Raw genomic sequence first — 17,296 nt, 5'->3', positions numbered from 1 at the left:
CCAGGAAACGTTATAAGATTTGTTGACAATAAGGGCAAATCGCCCAACTTGGGTTTAGCGCCCGCTCACATGATGGGCAAGATTTCTTTAATCTGCGCCTGCAATAAGGGCAAATCAAAAACTGTTTTTCGACAGGTTTGGAGCACGATGGACATGTGGTGTCACCGTTGCTCAGAAGCGCTTCCTTGGTTCTGATCTCTAACTCGCGCTCTCGAATATCGTCTAGATACTCAGCGGGCCGCACGATCAGGTAGATGAGCCAGCCGGCAACCGGAAATAACAAGGCGACAATCGTCCAGTAGAACGCCATCGCTCCCCTTCTTTTCGCATCGGAGTACGTCCATTTTGCCAAACTTAAGTACAGCACAAATGCGAAAAGATAGATCAAGTTAACGATTAACTTGAAAACCGGCGACTCAAAGAATGAAATAATCTTGGTAAAGAACTCCACTTATACCCCTGCTTTATAAGTAACTAGTAATATTGTACTAAATTTTGCAGCGATAACCAGCAAAAAGTGTTATGAATGTTGTCATGAGTTACGGTCTACCTATTTTATACTATATAAGCGGGTTGTTCGGGCATAATTTACGGCTCCCCTAGTAAGACATCCCGAGCATCGGCTACAGTGTAAAGCGAACCGGTGATGCAGACCAGGTCTTCCTTGGAAGCCTGAGACACCGCAATCCGGACTGCTTTTTCAAGGTCTGGTTCAATAATATAGCTGTTTCCTTGTTCTAAGGCAATATCGCTTGAAGTAGTATGCCTCAAAGAAACACCCTTTGGCACACTAGGCTTCGAAGCAATAAGCTTCGAAGCAATACCGGTTAGTTGCTTGGCGCTTGCCGACCGATAGCTACTATTTTGTGAGAGTATAAGCGTGGACGCATGTTTTTCCAAGGTTGCCAGCATCTGTTCGATATCTTTATCGCTCGAAATTGCGAGAACAATATGCAGGTTTTTATATGAAAATGATTGCGGAAGCCCCTCAACCACCATATCGATACCTTCAGGATTATGCGCTCCATCCAGAACAACGAGGGGATCTCGGGAGACGAGTTCAAAGCGCCCTGGGCACGTTAAGCCCTTCGCGCCCCTCGATAGTACCTCAGAGCTAATCTTATCGCCGGTGAACACTTCTAGCGCCGCCACAGCCGTTGTAAAGTTTAATACCTGGTACATGCCGAATACCGGCAGCCTTACATCGTCGTATAGGCTAGAAAGCCCGGCAATAGAAAACCGTGCGCCTTCGTTCTTAACTATCTCGATATTTTTAGGCATAAAATCAGTGCCGAAAAGCTTTGCCGGCGCACCGACCATCAAACAACGTTGTTTGATAACATCAAGCGCACCTTCCGGCAGCATACCGATAACAGCGGTCGCCCCTTCTTTGATAATATGGGCTTTATCCCAAGCAATCGCCTCAACCGTCGAGCCGAGCCGGTCGGTGTGGTCAAGCGAGATTCCCGTGATAACGGAGACCTTCGGCCGCACAACGCTTGTTGCATCCCACCTGCCGCCAAGCCCTACCTCAAACACCGCAACGTCAACGTTTTGCACGGCGAAATAGTGGAGCGCCATCGCGGTTAGAATCTCAAATTCAGTTAGGTCTCCATGTTCGGTTTTCACCTGTTCGATAGCCGGTTGGATTGCGGCAAACGTTGCGGCAAAATCAGCTTCGGAGACCATCTCGCCATCGACAGTAATGCGTTCTCTGTAAGTATGCAGGTGTGGCGACGTGTAACAGCCGGTTTTCATACCGGATGCGGTCAAGAGTTCGCGCAGCATCCAGGTCGTGGATGTCTTGCCGTTGGTGCCGGTTATCTGTATCGTCGGATACTTGAGCTGCGGATTTCCCAGGTGCTTGCAGATCGCTTCGATTTTCTCCAAACCTGGGTTAATACCGAACTGCAGCGCATTGGTAATATAGCTGAGGACCTCCTCGTAGGTCATGTGATGCTACCTCTTTCTGACCTTTAGTTATTTAAGTAAGTCGCTGGTCATGCGACCAGCGACTCTTATCTTATAAGCTCTCAACCTGCTTCTTGAGCTTGCCTATCTTCTCGTCGAACTCAGCAAGCTTCGCCGTTTCTTTATCGACAACGGCCGGAGCAGCCTTCTCAAGAAACTGCGGGTTAGTGAGTTTCTTGCGCGATTTTTCCGCATCGGCTTCAGTTTTTGCAAGCTCGCGACCCAGGCGCTTCTTTTCTTCTTCGATGTCGACAAGCCCTGCAAGCGGGACGAATACCTCGACGCCTTGTTCGACATCGACCGCGGCATGCTCGGGTTTAACTAAGCTTTCGCCGATTGTAAGCTCCGCAACCCATGCAAGCTCTTTGATATACGAGCTGTTCTTTCCAAGCGCGTCGCGCTTGCTTTTATCCGGCGTGCTCAACAGCGCCTTAACCGGCTTGGTTAGCGCAATGCCGAGAACCGATTTAATCGAGCGGATCGATGAGGTAACGCTTTGAATCAACGACATATCTGATTCCGCCGCCGCATCGATCTTGCTCGCATCGGCCAGCGGCCACGGTGCGATTACGATGCTCTCCCCTGTTCCCGGAAGTTTCTGCCAAATCTCTTCGGTGATAAACGGCATAAACGGGTGCAACAGGCGCAATGTGTTATCGAGTATGTCAACCAGCAGGTTTTGGGCTATCAGGCGCTCACGCCCGCTCTCTTCGCCGTACAGACGCGGTTTTGCAAGCTCGATATACCAGTCGGCAAAATCGCTCCAGAAAAATTCGTAAATCAGACGGCTTGCCTCGGCGAAGTTGTACACGCGAATCGCTTCGTCAACATCGCGGATAACGCGATTGAGTCGTGAGACTATCCAGCGGTCGGCAAGGTTAAGATCGGCCTCTTGAAGTGCCGGCTTTTCATACCCTTCCAGGTTCATCAATACGAAGCGTGAAGCGTTCCAAAGCTTGTTCGCGAAGTTACGATAGCCCTCGATGCGCTCGCGGCTTAGGAAAATATCCCGGCCGGGTGTGGCCATACTCGAAAGTGTGAAACGCAACGCATCGGTTCCGAATTCATCGATAACATCGAGCGGGTCGATAACGTTGCCGCGCGACTTACTCATCTTTTTACCGGACTCATCGCGAACCAGCGCGTGAATATATACTTCCTTAAACGGGATATCGCCCATGAAGTGCATCCCCTGCATAATCATGCGAGCGACCCAGAAAAAGATGATATCATGGCTGGTGACCAGTAGGCTTGTCGGATAAAAGTATTTAAGGTCTTCCGTCCGTTCCGGCCAACCGAGGGTGGCAAACGGCCAGAGCGCCGAGCTGAACCAGGTATCAAATACATCGGTGTCTTGCGTTAAGTTGGCGCAGCCGCATTTCGGGCACGACGCCGGCGCCGCTTCGGAAACCACCGTCTCGTTGCAATCCTGGCAGTACCATGCCGGTATCTGGTGCCCCCACCATATCTGGCGCGATATACACCAATCGCGGATATTGTACATCCAGTCGAAATACGTCTTGGTCCACTGCGCCGGGACGAACTCGATGCGCCCTTCCTCGACCACTTTAATCGCGGCTTCAGCGAGCGGTTTCATCTTCATAAACCACTGCGTTGAAATATATGGCTCAATAACAGTATCGCAGCGGTAACAGTGACCGACCGAGTGCGTTATCGGCTCGACCTTAACCAGTAGATTATGCTCGCGCAAGTATTCAACGATCGCAATGCGGCATTCTTCGCGGGTCATACCCTCAAACGGGCCGGCCTCATTGTTCATCAGGCCTTCCGGCGTGAAAACGCTTATCTGCTCGAGATGGTGGCGATGCCCGATATCAAAATCATGCGGGTCGTGGGCCGGCGTGACCTTAAGCGCGCCGGTACCGAACTCCGGGTTGGCATGCTCATCGGCAATAACCGGGATCTCACGACCGAGTACCGGTACGATAACGGTTTTGCCGACGTAGTCTTTATACCGGGCATCCTCGGGATGCACCGCGACCGCCGTATCGCCGAGAATCGTCTCGGGGCGCGTCGTCGCCACAGTGATGTAATCCGGCGAGTCTTTTAGCATGTATTTAAAGTAGAAAAGGTTACCCTCTTCCTCGGAATACTCGACCTCGATGTCGGAGAGCGCGGTTAAGTCTTTCGGGCACCAGTTGACGATGTAACTGCCCCGGTAGATAAGCCCCTCATTGTAGAGTTGGACGAATTCGCGGCGAACCGCTTTCGAGTAGCCCTCATCCATGGTGAAGCGCTCGCGCGACCAATCGCACGAAGCCCCGAGGCGCTTGAGTTGGTTAATAATACGGCCGCCGTACTGCTCTTTCCACTGCCAGGTACGCTTAATAAACTCTTCGCGACCGATGTCGTGGCGGGTTTTACCCTCTTTTGAGAGCTCTCGCTCGACAACGTTTTGTGTGGCGATGCCGGCATGATCCATACCGGGCAGCCACAGCGTGGGGTCGCCCATCATCCGGTGTTTGCGGATGACGATATCCTGCAGGGTATCGTTTAGCGCGTGGCCCATGTGCAAACTGCCGGTGACGTTCGGCGGCGGAATGACAATCGAATACGGGTTCTTGCCGGGCTCGATATTGGGCTTAAAGTAGCCGTGCTCCTCCCAGAACTTGTACCATTTCTCTTCAACCTCATGGGGGTTATACACTTTGGGTAGTGTCTCTTGAATCATCTATCTCCCCTCTTCGCGACCGTAAGATTTATAATAAATGAGCAAAGCGAATTCGCTTATAACAATGCACTATCATACCACAGGGCATTATACTCTGTAAGCATGTAGATGATGTCCGTATACTGCGACCGCGATTACTTTATTAGGGGTTAGCGATTACGATACCAATCGCCGGGCCAATGTCTCGGCGATTGCCGCCAGGCTCTCAGTGGTAAGGAAATTATGCGCATTTGAGGAGAAAAGCACTTTTGCGCCGGCGCCGACTTCTTCATCACCCTCGTAAAGGAGTACGAGGCATTCAACCCGTGGAAACACTTGAAACGCTACGGTAAAGTCGGGTTCGACATAACCGGTGATATTGTAGCCGTTGTACTTATCGATAAGTTCAGCTTTGCGGCGGATAATAGTGCCGGCGTTTTTCTCGAGTACCGACTCGACATGCGCCCGGAATGCGCCGTCATAAGCGAACGAGCTCGGTATCTCACGAAAATCGATCCAGCCGTCCCCTGCATCAAGACCGCCAAACGAGAGCAGATAATCTATAATAAGGATTTTATCTTTCGTGTCATCGGCACAACCATCACTCGCAAAGCAGCTGTTCTTAGTCACGGTGTATTGCTTGCCAAAAAACGGGATGCGAAGCGCTTCCGTATCGACATCAAATTCGGCGCCGGTTCGGCTGCTAATAATTGCGAAGTTGAACTTCGCAAGACGCGTTAACAGTGTATCGAGAACTTTATCGTAATTATCCAAAGTTCACCTAACTTGTTCTAGTCCGAGCTCTCGGGCTTCAACCACCTAGCAATCTACCCCTTAACCATAAACCTAAATCGCTACTTTATTCTTTCCACCGACTCGCGCCAACTCAACACCAATTCACAAAATCATTAAGTCGCATATTCTCATGGTGGCCCCGCCCTTTACTGCAGCCCGGCACTGATAGCCGAGCGAAGTAGGCCTGCGCGAGCACGGAGCGAGTGTGGGCAGCGGAAGCGTGGCATGGACCCATTGCTTAGGGTAATAAAAAAAGCGGCCTGCATATGCAAACCGCCTTTTCATAAGCAACTTCTATAGCCTTGGCTTCCCTACGCTGAGACCTCTGTCTCGTCGTGCGGAATAACCTCTGAGTTTTCCATTCCTTCTGTCAGGAGCGTCGGCTCGATGCCCTGCTCGATGACTTCCTTGGTTATAACGCACTTCTTAATATTAGTGCGCGACGGTAAGTCATACATGACATCGAGGAGCACATTCTCAAGAATCGCTCTAAGTCCGCGAGCACCAGTCCCGCGCCCAAGAGCCTTTTCTGCGACCGCTCGTAACGACTCTTCTGTGAAGACCAGCTCGACGCCATCGTACTCGAAAAATTTCTTATACTGCTTGACGAGCGCATTCTTTGGCTCTACAAGAATCTTCACAAGATCATCCTCGGTCAGGTTGTTGACAGTCGCGATGACCGGCAGCCTGCCGACAAACTCCGGTATCAAACCGAACTTGAGCAAGTCTTCGGGTAACACCTGGGTCATAATCGTACTAAGCTCCAGGTCTTGTTTGCTCTTGATTTCGGCGCCAAAGCCGAGGCCTTTTTTACCGCTGCGGCCTTGAATAATCTTTTCAAGACCGGCAAACGCACCGCCGACGATAAACAAAACGTTCGTCGTGTCGATCTGGATAAACTCCTGGTGCGGATGCTTCCTTCCACCTTGCGGCGGAACGCTGGCTTCGGTACCCTCTAAAATCTTGAGGAGTGCCTGCTGCACGCCTTCACCGGATACATCGCGTGTGATTGACGGGTTCTCACTCTTACGTGCGATCTTATCAATCTCATCGATATAGATAATACCGGTTTCTGCCCTCTTTACATCGTAATCAGCAGCCTGGATAAGCTTCAGTAGGATGTTTTCGACATCCTCGCCGACATACCCGGCTTCTGTGAGCGCCGTTGCGTCAGCAATTGCAAACGGCACGTTAAGTATCTTTGCCAGTGTCTGCGCCAAAAGCGTCTTGCCACTACCGGTTGGGCCGAGAAGCAAGATGTTACTCTTCTGTAGCTCTACACCATCGTCTCCTTGCGGGCCAACTTGGATCCTCTTGTAATGGTTATAAACGGCTACTGAGAGAATTCTCTTAGCGGTTTCCTGGCCAATTACATAGTCATTGAGGACTCCATAGATTTCTTTCGGCTTTGGGAGGTCTTCTAGTTTGAATTCAACCTCTTCAGTCAGTTCTTCTTCTATTATTTCATTGCACAGGTCAATGCACTCATCGCAGATGTATACGCCAGGACCGGCGATTAATTTCTTAACCTGCCGTTGGCTTTTCCCGCAAAAAGAGCATTTGAGCTGCTCATTTTCGCCGAATTTGGCCATTACTACCTCCCCTACTTCAATCGTGTTGTGACGACTTCATCGACTATTCCATATGCTTTGGCCTCTTCAGCCGTCATAATGTAGTCCCTATCTGTGTCGTCGTGAATTTTTTCTACCGTTTGACCGGTATGTTTGGCTAGAATCTCATCGAGTGCCTTCCTCATACGTAAGATCTCGCGAGCCTGGATGTCGATGTCGATCGCCTGGCCAGATGCACCGCCGTGCGGCTGGTGAATTAACACCCGTGCGTTCGGTAATGCATATCTTTTGCCTTGGGCGCCGGCAGTTAAAAGTACTGCCGCGGCGCTCGCAGCTTGCCCGATACAGATAGTCGAAACGTCAGGTTTTATATATTGCATTGTATCATATATAGCAAGTCCGGCGGTAACGACCCCACCCGGGCTGTTAATATAGACACTTATATCCTTATCGGGATCCTCCGACTCGAGATGAAGCAGCTGCGCTATGATTAAGTTCGCCACATTATCGTCAATCGGCGTGCCGAGAAAAACAATTCTCTCGTTCAAAAGCCGTGAGTAAATATCGTAAGCCCTTTCACCGCGAGCCGTCTGTTCGACGACCATTGGTACTAACTGGTTTCTGATTTCACTCATATTACTCCGTCCCCTTATCCTCTTGGATTTTTTCTTCGTTCTCTGCTGTCTCTTTGGTGCTTTCTTTGCGAGCTTTCTTAGTCTTACCTTTTGCTTGAGACTCAGGCTTTTCCTCTTTTATGTCAGCATTGGACTCTAACCAGTTAATCGTTTTGTCGATCAACAACCGGTTCTTCAACACATTAAGTGTGCCGCGCTCTTCGAAGATTCGTTTGACTTCATCAAAGCTGTGCTGTGCTGCCTCTGCTGCTTCCTCTATTTCATTATCGACCTCTTCCGGCGTTACTTCAATGTTTTCTGCCTGTGCGATAGCCTCCAACACTAAGCGACTCTTCACCCGGTTGATGGCACCTTCGCGCCAGTCATTGCGAAGCTCATCGATAGTCTTCCCTGCTATAGCAAGGTACCCGGCTAGTGCGCGCTCAAGGTCTGACCCGGCGGCGTTCGTACTGTCCGCCGCACCAAACTGTGCAAAGCCTTGCCGTTGAAGGTCATGGGCGAAGTCCTCGACCATCTCATCGAGCTCGCTTTCAATCATAACGTCATGAAGTTCGACATCCGCGTTGTCTGCCGCTTCTTTGATAAGCTCATTGCGAACAGTCGTGTCGGCCTGCTGGGCTTTTTGCTCACGAATCTTTTCAGCGATTTCTTTGTGTAGCTCGTCCGCCGTATCAAAGCCGACTTGCTTAGCAAAGTCATCATCGATTTCAGGGAGTTTCTTCTCCTTGATCTCTTTAAGTAATACACGGAACCGCGCTTCTTTACCGGCAAGTTCCTCATTCCCGTATTCCTCCGGGAACGTTACCGTAATATCTTTTATCTCGCCTTTTTTCACGCCGATGACTTGATCTTCAAATCCCGGAATGAACGTACCGGAGCCGATCTCTAGTAGATAGTCTTCGGCTGAACCGCCCTCAAAGGGCTCATCGTTGATGAAGCCTTCAAAGTTAATGAGAGCGAAATCGCCACCCTTAGCTGCACGGTCTTCAACAGGCTCAAGCGAGCCGAAGTTGCTGCGAATCGATTCGAGCTGCTGGCTTGTTTCTTCTTCAGTCGGTTCGGTCGATGGCTTCTCAGCCGTTAGGCCTTTATACTCTCCAAGCTTTACCTCAGGTTTAACTTTCACTTTTGCAGTAAACACAAGCGGTTTGCCCGGCTCAACTTGGACGAGGTCAACTTCGGGCTGATCGACCGGTTCTACCTCGGTGCTTTTTACTGCATCAAAGTAGTAACTCGGAAGTGCGCTTTGCAATGCCTCCTCGGTGACAGCTTCTTTACCAACCCTGCTATCGATAATTGATTTGGGCACCTTGCCCTTCCGGAACCCCGGTATCGATACTTGGGACGCGATCTTTTTATACGCGCTATCGACTGCTTTGCCAAATAGATTGGCCGGCACTTCCACTTTTAAAAGTACCGTGTTTTTCTCGTCTAACTTTTCAACATTCGTTTTGACAGCTTCCGCGTTCAATATTGAGCCTCCTATATGTGGAATTAAATTAATACGCCTCTATGGCGTAGATTAACACTCAGTACCCTGTTATTACCCATAAACCAAATTATCCTATCGCTTGGCTATTCAGCAAGCTATGCTTTAAAACGAAAAAAGTATGGATTACGGCATAGCTCGAGTCAGTCTACACCTTCTCGCTCCTGCTGTAGTCCATACCCTCATGGAAATTCGTAAGATTATGTGTGATTGAGTATGAGTTACATTGACATCATGGTGCGAGAGGGGGGACTCGAACCCCCACAGGTCTCCCCACTAGATCCTAAGTCTAGCGCGTCTGCCAATTCCGCCACTCTCGCCCATCGCAACGGAAAAGGAGAATAAAAAGTTCCCTCTTTCCACAAAAACTGCCCGAACAGGCAGTCTCCGATGGCGTTGATATAACTGGTGCGCACTACAGGAATCGAACCTGTAACCTCCGGATTAAGAGTCCGCTGCTCTGCCAATTGAGCTAAGTGCGCATGCTAACCCTTCTCTACTAAGCACTTGTCAGGTGCTCCCCGCTCAGTGCCTAGTATATATCTAAGAAACCGCCTTTCGGCGGTTCTCTGGGTGACCGATGGGACTTGAACCCACAGCCTTCGGAGCCACAGTCCGACGCTCTAACCAATTGAGCTACGATCACCATGGTGGGCTACTAATAAGCCTGATACAGTCTGGCACCCCATGCATGATGCGCTGCTGTAACCTCTCTATTTTAAACCCATTTCCGGTAATTTTCAAGGTATCCGGCCTCGCACGAACGTAGACAAAGATACCACGAGTCGAAATAAAAATAAAGGGCTCCTGATTGCCTGCTTAAAGTCACTGGTGGTCGCTGATTAGAATGCTAAAAAACGGGAATATATGAAGCGAGCGTAGGCTATGGCGGCCAACAATCATCCTATAATATATAGCTGAACAGCAGGACGGTGGCTCAGCCGTCCTGCTGTTTTTACTGAAATCTTTCGGATGGTAAAGGAATTTGAGTGTCTCGTACAGAATTATGTGACAAGACTGTTATCTTGCCGGGCTCTTGTTATTGGCGAACATCGCACCACAAAGGAGAAGCACTTGAAACGAAGCACGCTCATCATATCAATTATCCTCGGTATCATCGTTCTTTCAGTCATAGCCATAGTAGTTGTTGCAATTCTCAAACCCTCAGATAACTTGGCCTATGGCGGCACCATCTTGTACGTGAACCTTGACGGCGCGATAGCTGATGGCGGTTCGGCGTCGGTGCTATCAGGCGGCGCCGGCATTACCCCGGAATTCGTACGGCACCGCATCGAGCAGGCAGAAAATGATGCGAACATTCAAGCGATTGTTTTCAAAGTTAACAGCCCGGGCGGGTCGGTCGGCGCGTCACAGGAAATCGCCGAAGTTATTAAGAAAACAGATATACCTGTGGTTATCTTCGCCGGCGATATGGTTGCCTCAGGCGCCTACTATATCTCATCGCAGGCCGATAAGATCGTAGCCAAACCGGGAAGCTTGGTCGGAAGCATCGGGGTCATCTCGCAGATTCCCGACCTGACCGGCCTCTACAACAAGCTCGGCATAAGGATGCAAACAATCAAGACCGGCAAGAATAAGGATATGTTCGAGCGAACCCTTACGTCTGAGGAACGCGCAAAGTTCCAGGCTATGTCCGATGAGCTTTACCAGCAGTTTGTTGGCGACGTTGCCAAAGGGCGCAAACTTAAGAAAGATAAGGTGCTGAAACTGGCAACCGGTGAGCTCTATGCGGCGACCACAGCGAAGAAACTCGGGCTTGTCGATGAGATCGGCGGTTATCAAACGGCGATCGATACGGCAGCGAAACTTGCAAATATAGAAAACCCGCATGTTGAAGAATACCAAGGACCAAATGTATTTGAGGAGCTTCTTGGCGGCTCATCTGGAAACGCGTTTGCCTTGGTGCGAAGCTACTTAGTCGGGCGCGATATTACCATTTTGGAAAATATCCGGAGCATGTTCGGAATCCCTCAATACCGCTACGCTGGAGGACAATAACATGGATGATACGACGCAGCCTCATGAAGTTATAAAGGATGACATCACGCAACATAATGACATTGCGCAAAGCGAAGAAGCGCAAGAAAGCGAGGCGGCTAAGCCCGAAAAGCAAAGCCTGTTCGATCTCTTCTACGGCGTCATAACGAAACCGGTTGAAACCCTTCGCCATATCAGTGACAACCGGTTTTGGGTTAAAGGCCTTATTATTTATATACTGGTACTCTGGATATCCGGTCTCGCCAGCCTGCCGTCGATTCTCATTGGCTCTGGTTTGAATCAGTTTGCCGGAACTAACATAAACCCAGGGTCGGCACGAACCTTCGCGGTTCTGGTTGTAATTATTACACCGCTGTTTACAGTATTTGTACTCCCTGCCCTGATCGGTTTTTACCATGTCATCGCGAGCATGCTCAAAGGTAAAGGCGATGTGCTGGGCCTGCTAGCGGCGATTGGGTTCGCCAGCATCCCCCAAGTATTCTTCGTTCCCTTTTCATTGCTGGATTTGATTGGTTCAACAATAATTGGTGTCATTACATCATTGATACAGCTGGCTTTAGCTATCTGGGTAATCGTACTCAATATCATTGCCATTCGCGAGACGTACCGCTTCTCTACCGGAAGGGCTGCCATAACATTTCTCGCACCGGTTATCATTCTCATTATCGTTGCTATTATTCTGGTGGTTTTTATAGTTGCTGCAGTAATGTCGGCAGTCGGCGGTCTGGGCGGGCTCAATCAATTGCCTTAAATGTAAGTTATTCACTTAAACGATTGCATTAAGAAGATGATTGTCCTACTTGTGGATGGGTCTACGAAGCACGTTTGTTTGGAAGACGCCCGCCGTGAGTCTTGTTATAGGCGTCTACAAAGATCTGCGCCAGTTCGGGGTCGAATTGCTGCCCTGCGCACTGCTTAATCTCATTGAGCGCCTGCTGTGGCGTGAATGCACTGCGATACGACCGTGTTGATGTCATCGCGTCGAACGCGTCGGCAATTGACAGAATCCGCGCGCCTAACGGTATGCTCTCCCCGCTTAAACCATCCGGATAGCCGTAGCCGTCATGGCGCTCGTGGTGATGCCGCACGGCCGGGGCGATATGCGATAAGTTCGGCAGGTGCGAGACTATCTGGCTTGAAATATTAGCGTGGCTCTTCACGAGTTCGTATTCCTCGCTTGTCAGGCTCGCCGGCTTATTAAGGATGTTATCGTGAATGCCTATCTTCCCTATATCATGCAGAAACGATGCTATATAGATGCTATCTATCTCTTCATCGGAGAGATTCAGTGCCTTGGCGAGAAGCATAGAATACGTGGTTACACGCTCGGAATGGCCCCTGGTGTACGGGTCCTTTGCGTTTAGCGCCTCGACGAGAGCCATGATGGTATGCAGATTGCTTCTCTTCACCTGCTCGTCGAGTAACTTGATGGTTTCATGCGCCATCTGGTAGCGATCGGCGAGCGCATTAACCGCCTGCACTACCCCTGAAAGCTCATCTGTTTGTGAGGTCTTAACCCTGGTAGAAAACTTGCCGGATAATATTTCTTCAATAGATGTAATTATGCGTTGAACCGTGGTTTTTTGCTTCATCGTGATTTAGCTCTTCCCTCATCCGTTACTGCGATGGATTATTTATCGTCTAGTTAAAGGACAACCTTTAGACTAATGTGGTAGTTGCGCATCCCAGGCAAGCCGAATTTTCTTCAGGTAAGGCCGTCCCATATTCTCTATGGGTATAATGATGAACACATGTTAATTTGCATCGATATTCAGGAGGGATTGCTATGTGGATTAAAGTAGCCGTTGGAAACCATTACGGATTATTTGAAATTACAGGTATTGAGGTATACAGGGAAAGCGAAACCTCATTCCTTCTCTATGGTTACCTTCCCCGAGCCGTACCGGAGGTTCCGGTAACTGCGCATGAGTCGCTCAGAGACGGCATGACTCATATAGATTTTGTGAAAATATACGAGTTTTCCAACGAAGAAGATGCGCGCGGCGAGATCGGCAAAATTCAAAGTTTTATGAACAGCGGTTCAGGCGGCGTCTATGAAGTTCAAGCGGAAAGCGGTATGGGCATGGCCAAATCAGCATAGTCTCTTCAGTGGTAACTTGGGCTTTATGTGACATTATAATACCACCTGTATAATTTTATAATAATAATATGACTTTTATATTAAGTGTTTCCAATAGTATACGATAATAGAATTAGATCATCACCATGATCGGATGCTGTTCCGATTTCCTTAGGCCTCATCTCTCCAGATGAGGCCGCTCTCCTTGTCTGCCTGATTGTTTAATGGGATCGATCCGAGCATTTTTTATTTGATGGGATTGTGTTGGTGGGTGTGACGCATTTCGTTGAAGTTGCTTGCTGCATCATGTGGTACGGTAACCTATAGCGTTACTATCGATGTCTTTTGTTTTGGTGAGAGCAACCTTGAGCGACGAAGTTTGCCGTCAACAAGCAACATAATATCGTCACGAAGTGCACCAAGAAAGTCAAGATTGTTACGGCTGTAACGCTGCACTAATTCGACTTTCTGAAGCGAGAATATCTTGCGCAAATCAATTACAGCCTGTCTATCAAATATGGTTGTTTGACCAGGCTCAATAAAATGACAGTCCTCTTTAACAAAGGGATTATTTGTAAAGAACGCTGTCTTCGAGGTGCAGATCATGTGATAAGTATCATCCACGGTGCAATCTAAGCTAACAACAATAAGCCTTTTGTAGTCCTCCGATCCATCGTGAAGAACCACTTTTGTGCGTATTACCATTCCCCGGCTAAACAGTGTATTGAATGTATCGTTTGTAATCTCTGCCGGAAAATCTATCATCTGCTCAATTCAAAAATGTCTCTGTTTTCTTGATCGTGCTCTAATAGCTCTAACAGCGCTTCTTTATGCTTAGGGTCGAGGTCTTCAAGAAATAAGCGGAAATCAATTTCAGAGTTTTCTGCCGTTCTCCGCCAAGCCACATCATCATGGGTTCGCTCTATAAGGCTAGATGCAGATAGAGAACCTAGCTTATCTGTAACCTCGGTTAATACTTCAAGCTCAGATTCAGAAAACACATCTAGCTCGGGTTGTTTTCTTGCTTGAAAGACTGGGTGTCTATCATTCCTATTGATATCAACAAGCTCAGCAAATATCTTGACGCTGGTTTCTTCTGTAATATCCGGGTATGAGGCTTCGCCGTTTATAGCTTCGTTCATAACGTTAAGTGAAACTGATGGTACAGGACCACGCCCCATAGCGTAATAGACGTCGCCTGTTACTGGACGTCCATATCTCTGAAGATGTAATTTATCTACGAAAAAGAGTAGTTTGCAGATTTTAAGTTTCGTTAGATCTGGAATATCCTTTGAGGCAAAAAAAGCGACGACATTTGCAAATTTCTCAACATCGTATTTAAAGCGAATCGCGCACGATACCATAAAATCAACCCTTCTCATGGATTTACTCAAATATACCCGATACTCAATACGTTAAACAAGTGTTAAGCGCTTGTTTAACGTATCGGCGCCACAAAAGCCTACCTTGATTATTTACCTGGGCGGATGATGAAGTCTATATAACGAGTGTTTCCTTTGTTACATATATAATAAGCCATACTGTGCGGGCAACCAAAAGCATGATTACTGCAATGCAAACATGATAAGTGCAAAACAAGTGCAGTCATGTACAGAAGATGGGTGTTTCCCCACATTTAGGAAGAAAATTATGAAAAAAGAGGCTGTAGTTTCTTCCTACACCCTCTCTCACCTGCACGCCCGACAGGATTCGAACCTGTGACCCTCGGATTAGAAGTCCGATGCTCTGTCCTGCTGAGCTACGGGCGCATAAAACCAGAATGGCGCAAAGCGCCGATCTGTAAACTATATAAAGTTTCTTGAGCGGACGACCGGATTCGAACCGGCGACCAACAGCTTGGAAGGCTGTGACTCTACCAACTGAGTTACGTCCGCGCGCGTCTAAACCGCCCTGATATAATAGCAGAATCTACTCGAAAAGTCGAGTAGATTCAATTCAATTACGCCCTTTATCACGTGATTACCGTGAGCTGCTATGAATACTCCTACCTCGAATACTTGGAGGTACATCATAAGGCTAAATTCGCATTTAATACGGTAGGAGGATATGGCTTAAAATATGCAGTATTTCATGGATTGAATAGAGACCGGCTATGATATCCACTAAAATGACAAGAATACTCCTACCTATAGGTTATTCTTCGCCCTTTGACTGGAGAGCCACCACCTCTCCAGTCCTTTTATCTCATACCTATACCGCACCCGGTATTCTAGCCCTTCATTAGTAGATACGAGAAAACTTACGTAATCTTTCACATTTTACGAAAAATAATTCAAGTAATTTTGCTTGGGCTACTGCTTCGGGTGACAAGATATAGCATCAACCGCAGAAACCATCTCATATGGGTTACGTTTTCACAATAAAAAGACGGCTCGATCGAGCCGTCTTTTTATTGTCGGGGTGAGAGGATTCGAACCTCCGACCCCCGGTTCCCAAAACCGGTGCTCTAACCAAACTGAGCCACACCCCGAACGGTATAAATACCTGGCAACCGTGCCAGAGGGTATTTTACCACAAATCATAAACTTCGTGCAAAGTACATTCAGCCTGTTACGCAGTACTTATTATACACACATCCTAGTATGCTCACAATTAAAGATGATTTCCAACAGTAGCCTTTAACGTGGTTCTCTGTAAATTATGAATCTAGAGATCTAACAATCGCCGGCATGCTGCCGGAACTCGCCCATCTTTTCTTTGAGCTTGGTAAACGCTTGGGCGCGATGGCTGATCTTGTTCTTCTCGTTGAGCCCCATCTCGGCAAGCGTACGCACCTGCCCTGTCGGGATAAAAACGGGGTCATACCCAAAGCCTTGATCGCCGCGGGTTGCAGAGCCGATTCGTCCTTCAAGCATGCCCTCGGCCGAGGCAACCCAACCGTCAGGGGTCATAAGTACTGCTACGCAACGAAAACGAGCCATCCGCCTCACGTCGCACGTGCCCTTTAGCTCTCGCAGCAGCTTGGTGATATTCTTGACATCATTACCCTCTTCACCCCCATAGCGGGATGAGTACACACCGGGTGCGCCACCCAGCGCATCAACTTCGAGGCCTGAATCGTCGGCTACGGCCGGTTTATTGTACTTCTCCACCAGCGCACGGGCCTTGATTAAAGCGTTCTCGTAAAACGTATCGCCGGTTTCTTCGACGTCGGGCCAATCCTCGAAGTCTTTATAGGCGTGGATATTTACGTCGTGCAGGTCAAGAATATCGACGATTTCCCGGATTTTCCCCTCATTCTTGCTGGCAATAATGAGCTCACGCATGTTTTGCCAGTCCCTGCCCTAAAACAAGGCGTTGTGCCGCAATGAGGTCTTGTATCCCTTTCTTGCCGAGTTCAATCAGCGCGTTTAACTCTTCCTGGTCGAAGGGGTTACCTTCCGCCGTGCCTTGTACCTCGATGAACTTACCCGACCCGGTCATAACGATGTTCATATCTACCTGGGCCTGGCAGTCCTCAACGTAGCAGAGATCGAGCAGCGGCACACCATCGACAATGCCGACGCTAATCGCGGAAACAAACTCAGAAAGCGGCATCTCGGTAAGTTTCTTTTGGTTAATCAGCCACTGCAGCGCATCATAGAGCGCAATAAACGCACCGGTAATCGAGGCAGTACGCGTGCCGCCGTCCGCCTGGATAACATCACAATCCATCCAGATCGTGACCTCCGGTAAAGCCTTTAAATCAACCACCGAACGCAGCGAACGGCCGATGAGCCGTTGTATCTCGTGGGTCCTGCCGCCCACTCTGCCCTGTGTAGCTTCGCGCATGGTGCGCACATCGGTTGCCCTTGGCAGCATCCCATACTCGGCCGTTATCCAGCCCTGCCCGCCACCTTGCGCCCGCAGCCAGCCCGGGATTTTTTCTTCAACGGTCGCCGTACAAATCACTTTCGTATTGCCGAACTCAATCAGCACCGAACCCTCGGCGTGCGGCACAAAATTTCTCTGGATGCTGATTTTCCGTATCTCATCGGGTTTTCGCCCATCTACACGCTGCATAAAAGAACTCCTTAAATCATATGCAAATCAAAAACGGCTCTT

The 17,296-nt window shown here is 48.9% G+C and carries 15 protein-coding genes and 6 tRNA genes; 3 read left to right on the top strand and 18 right to left on the bottom strand.

The window, feature by feature from the left end; all coding sequences use genetic code 11:
• Positions 1-10: 10 nt before the first annotated feature.
• The 10 genes from VGK02_12060 to VGK02_12015 form a co-directional block, all read right to left on the bottom strand.
• Positions 11-451 (bottom strand): zinc ribbon domain-containing protein, encoded by a 441-nt coding sequence (locus VGK02_12060; GenBank protein ID HEY3375770.1) that lies wholly within the window; start codon positions 449-451, stop codon positions 11-13.
• Between the two features lie 137 nt (positions 452-588).
• Positions 589-1,953, bottom strand: coding sequence for a folylpolyglutamate synthase/dihydrofolate synthase family protein (locus VGK02_12055; GenBank protein ID HEY3375769.1), 1,365 nt, complete (start codon positions 1,951-1,953; stop codon positions 589-591).
• A gap of 70 nt (positions 1,954-2,023) precedes the next feature.
• On the bottom strand, positions 2,024-4,663 hold the full coding sequence (locus VGK02_12050; protein HEY3375768.1) for a valine--tRNA ligase: 2,640 nt from the start codon (positions 4,661-4,663) through the stop codon (positions 2,024-2,026).
• A gap of 156 nt (positions 4,664-4,819) precedes the next feature.
• Positions 4,820-5,416: a DUF3786 domain-containing protein gene (locus VGK02_12045; protein HEY3375767.1), complete on the bottom strand. Its 597-nt coding sequence runs from the start codon at positions 5,414-5,416 to the stop codon at positions 4,820-4,822.
• A 332-nt stretch (positions 5,417-5,748) separates the two neighbouring features.
• Positions 5,749-7,029, bottom strand: a complete 1,281-nt coding sequence (gene clpX / locus VGK02_12040; protein ID HEY3375766.1) for an ATP-dependent Clp protease ATP-binding subunit ClpX — start codon at positions 7,027-7,029, stop codon at positions 5,749-5,751.
• Positions 7,030-7,040: 11 nt separating this feature from the next.
• Positions 7,041-7,643: an ATP-dependent Clp endopeptidase proteolytic subunit ClpP gene (gene clpP / locus VGK02_12035; GenBank protein ID HEY3375765.1), complete on the bottom strand. Its 603-nt coding sequence runs from the start codon at positions 7,641-7,643 to the stop codon at positions 7,041-7,043.
• 1 nt (position 7,644) lies between these two features.
• A complete protein-coding gene (gene tig, locus VGK02_12030; protein HEY3375764.1) occupies positions 7,645-9,114 on the bottom strand; it encodes a trigger factor in 1,470 nt (489 codons plus the stop codon).
• 253 nt (positions 9,115-9,367) lie between these two features.
• Positions 9,368-9,452: transfer RNA gene (locus VGK02_12025), tRNA-Leu, on the bottom strand.
• Between the two features lie 86 nt (positions 9,453-9,538).
• A tRNA-Lys gene (locus VGK02_12020) sits at positions 9,539-9,614 on the bottom strand.
• Positions 9,615-9,704: 90 nt separating this feature from the next.
• Positions 9,705-9,778, bottom strand: a tRNA-His gene (locus VGK02_12015).
• A 428-nt stretch (positions 9,779-10,206) separates the two neighbouring features.
• Between VGK02_12015 and sppA the strand changes: the two genes are divergently transcribed.
• Together sppA and VGK02_12005 are read left to right on the top strand one after the other, a co-directional pair.
• Positions 10,207-11,151 carry a signal peptide peptidase SppA gene (gene sppA, locus VGK02_12010; GenBank protein HEY3375763.1) on the top strand — a complete coding sequence of 315 codons (945 nt, stop codon included), beginning with the start codon at positions 10,207-10,209 and terminating at the stop codon, positions 11,149-11,151.
• Between the two features lies 1 nt (position 11,152).
• A complete protein-coding gene (locus tag VGK02_12005; GenBank protein HEY3375762.1) occupies positions 11,153-11,902 on the top strand; it encodes a Yip1 family protein in 750 nt (249 codons plus the stop codon).
• Between the two features lie 61 nt (positions 11,903-11,963).
• Here VGK02_12005 and VGK02_12000 read toward each other — a convergent pair whose 3' ends face one another.
• On the bottom strand, positions 11,964-12,743 hold the full coding sequence (locus VGK02_12000) for an HD-GYP domain-containing protein (protein HEY3375761.1): 780 nt from the start codon (positions 12,741-12,743) through the stop codon (positions 11,964-11,966).
• A gap of 194 nt (positions 12,744-12,937) precedes the next feature.
• Between VGK02_12000 and VGK02_11995 the strand changes: the two genes are divergently transcribed.
• Positions 12,938-13,252: a hypothetical protein gene (locus VGK02_11995; protein HEY3375760.1), complete on the top strand. Its 315-nt coding sequence runs from the start codon at positions 12,938-12,940 to the stop codon at positions 13,250-13,252.
• A gap of 300 nt (positions 13,253-13,552) precedes the next feature.
• Here VGK02_11995 and VGK02_11990 read toward each other — a convergent pair whose 3' ends face one another.
• From VGK02_11990 to rph, 7 genes are all read right to left on the bottom strand, one after another.
• Positions 13,553-13,996, bottom strand: coding sequence for a hypothetical protein (locus VGK02_11990; GenBank protein HEY3375759.1), 444 nt, complete (start codon positions 13,994-13,996; stop codon positions 13,553-13,555).
• Positions 13,993-14,613, bottom strand: coding sequence for a Panacea domain-containing protein (locus VGK02_11985; GenBank protein HEY3375758.1), 621 nt, complete (start codon positions 14,611-14,613; stop codon positions 13,993-13,995). Before VGK02_11985 ends, VGK02_11990 begins: the two co-directional genes overlap by 4 nt.
• A 313-nt stretch (positions 14,614-14,926) precedes the next feature.
• Positions 14,927-15,000: transfer RNA gene (locus VGK02_11980), tRNA-Arg, on the bottom strand.
• A gap of 53 nt (positions 15,001-15,053) precedes the next feature.
• Positions 15,054-15,126: transfer RNA gene (locus VGK02_11975), tRNA-Gly, on the bottom strand.
• 521 nt (positions 15,127-15,647) lie between these two features.
• Positions 15,648-15,722: transfer RNA gene (locus VGK02_11970), tRNA-Pro, on the bottom strand.
• Between the two features lie 184 nt (positions 15,723-15,906).
• The gene (locus VGK02_11965) at positions 15,907-16,518 is read right to left on the bottom strand and encodes an XTP/dITP diphosphatase (GenBank protein HEY3375757.1); all 612 of its coding nucleotides are present in this window, start codon (positions 16,516-16,518) and stop codon (positions 15,907-15,909) included.
• A complete protein-coding gene (gene rph / locus VGK02_11960) occupies positions 16,511-17,254 on the bottom strand; it encodes a ribonuclease PH (protein HEY3375756.1) in 744 nt (247 codons plus the stop codon). Before rph ends, VGK02_11965 begins: the two co-directional genes overlap by 8 nt.
• Between the last annotated feature and the right edge of the window lie 42 nt (positions 17,255-17,296).

Origin of the sequence: Candidatus Aquicultor sp. (assembly GCA_036504445.1) — a bacterium.
In the GTDB taxonomy this organism is placed as follows: domain Bacteria; phylum Actinomycetota; class Aquicultoria; order Aquicultorales; family Aquicultoraceae; genus DASXVE01.
The sequence above is the reverse complement of the archived record's forward strand: the minus strand, read 5'-3'. Positions and strand labels throughout refer to the sequence as shown.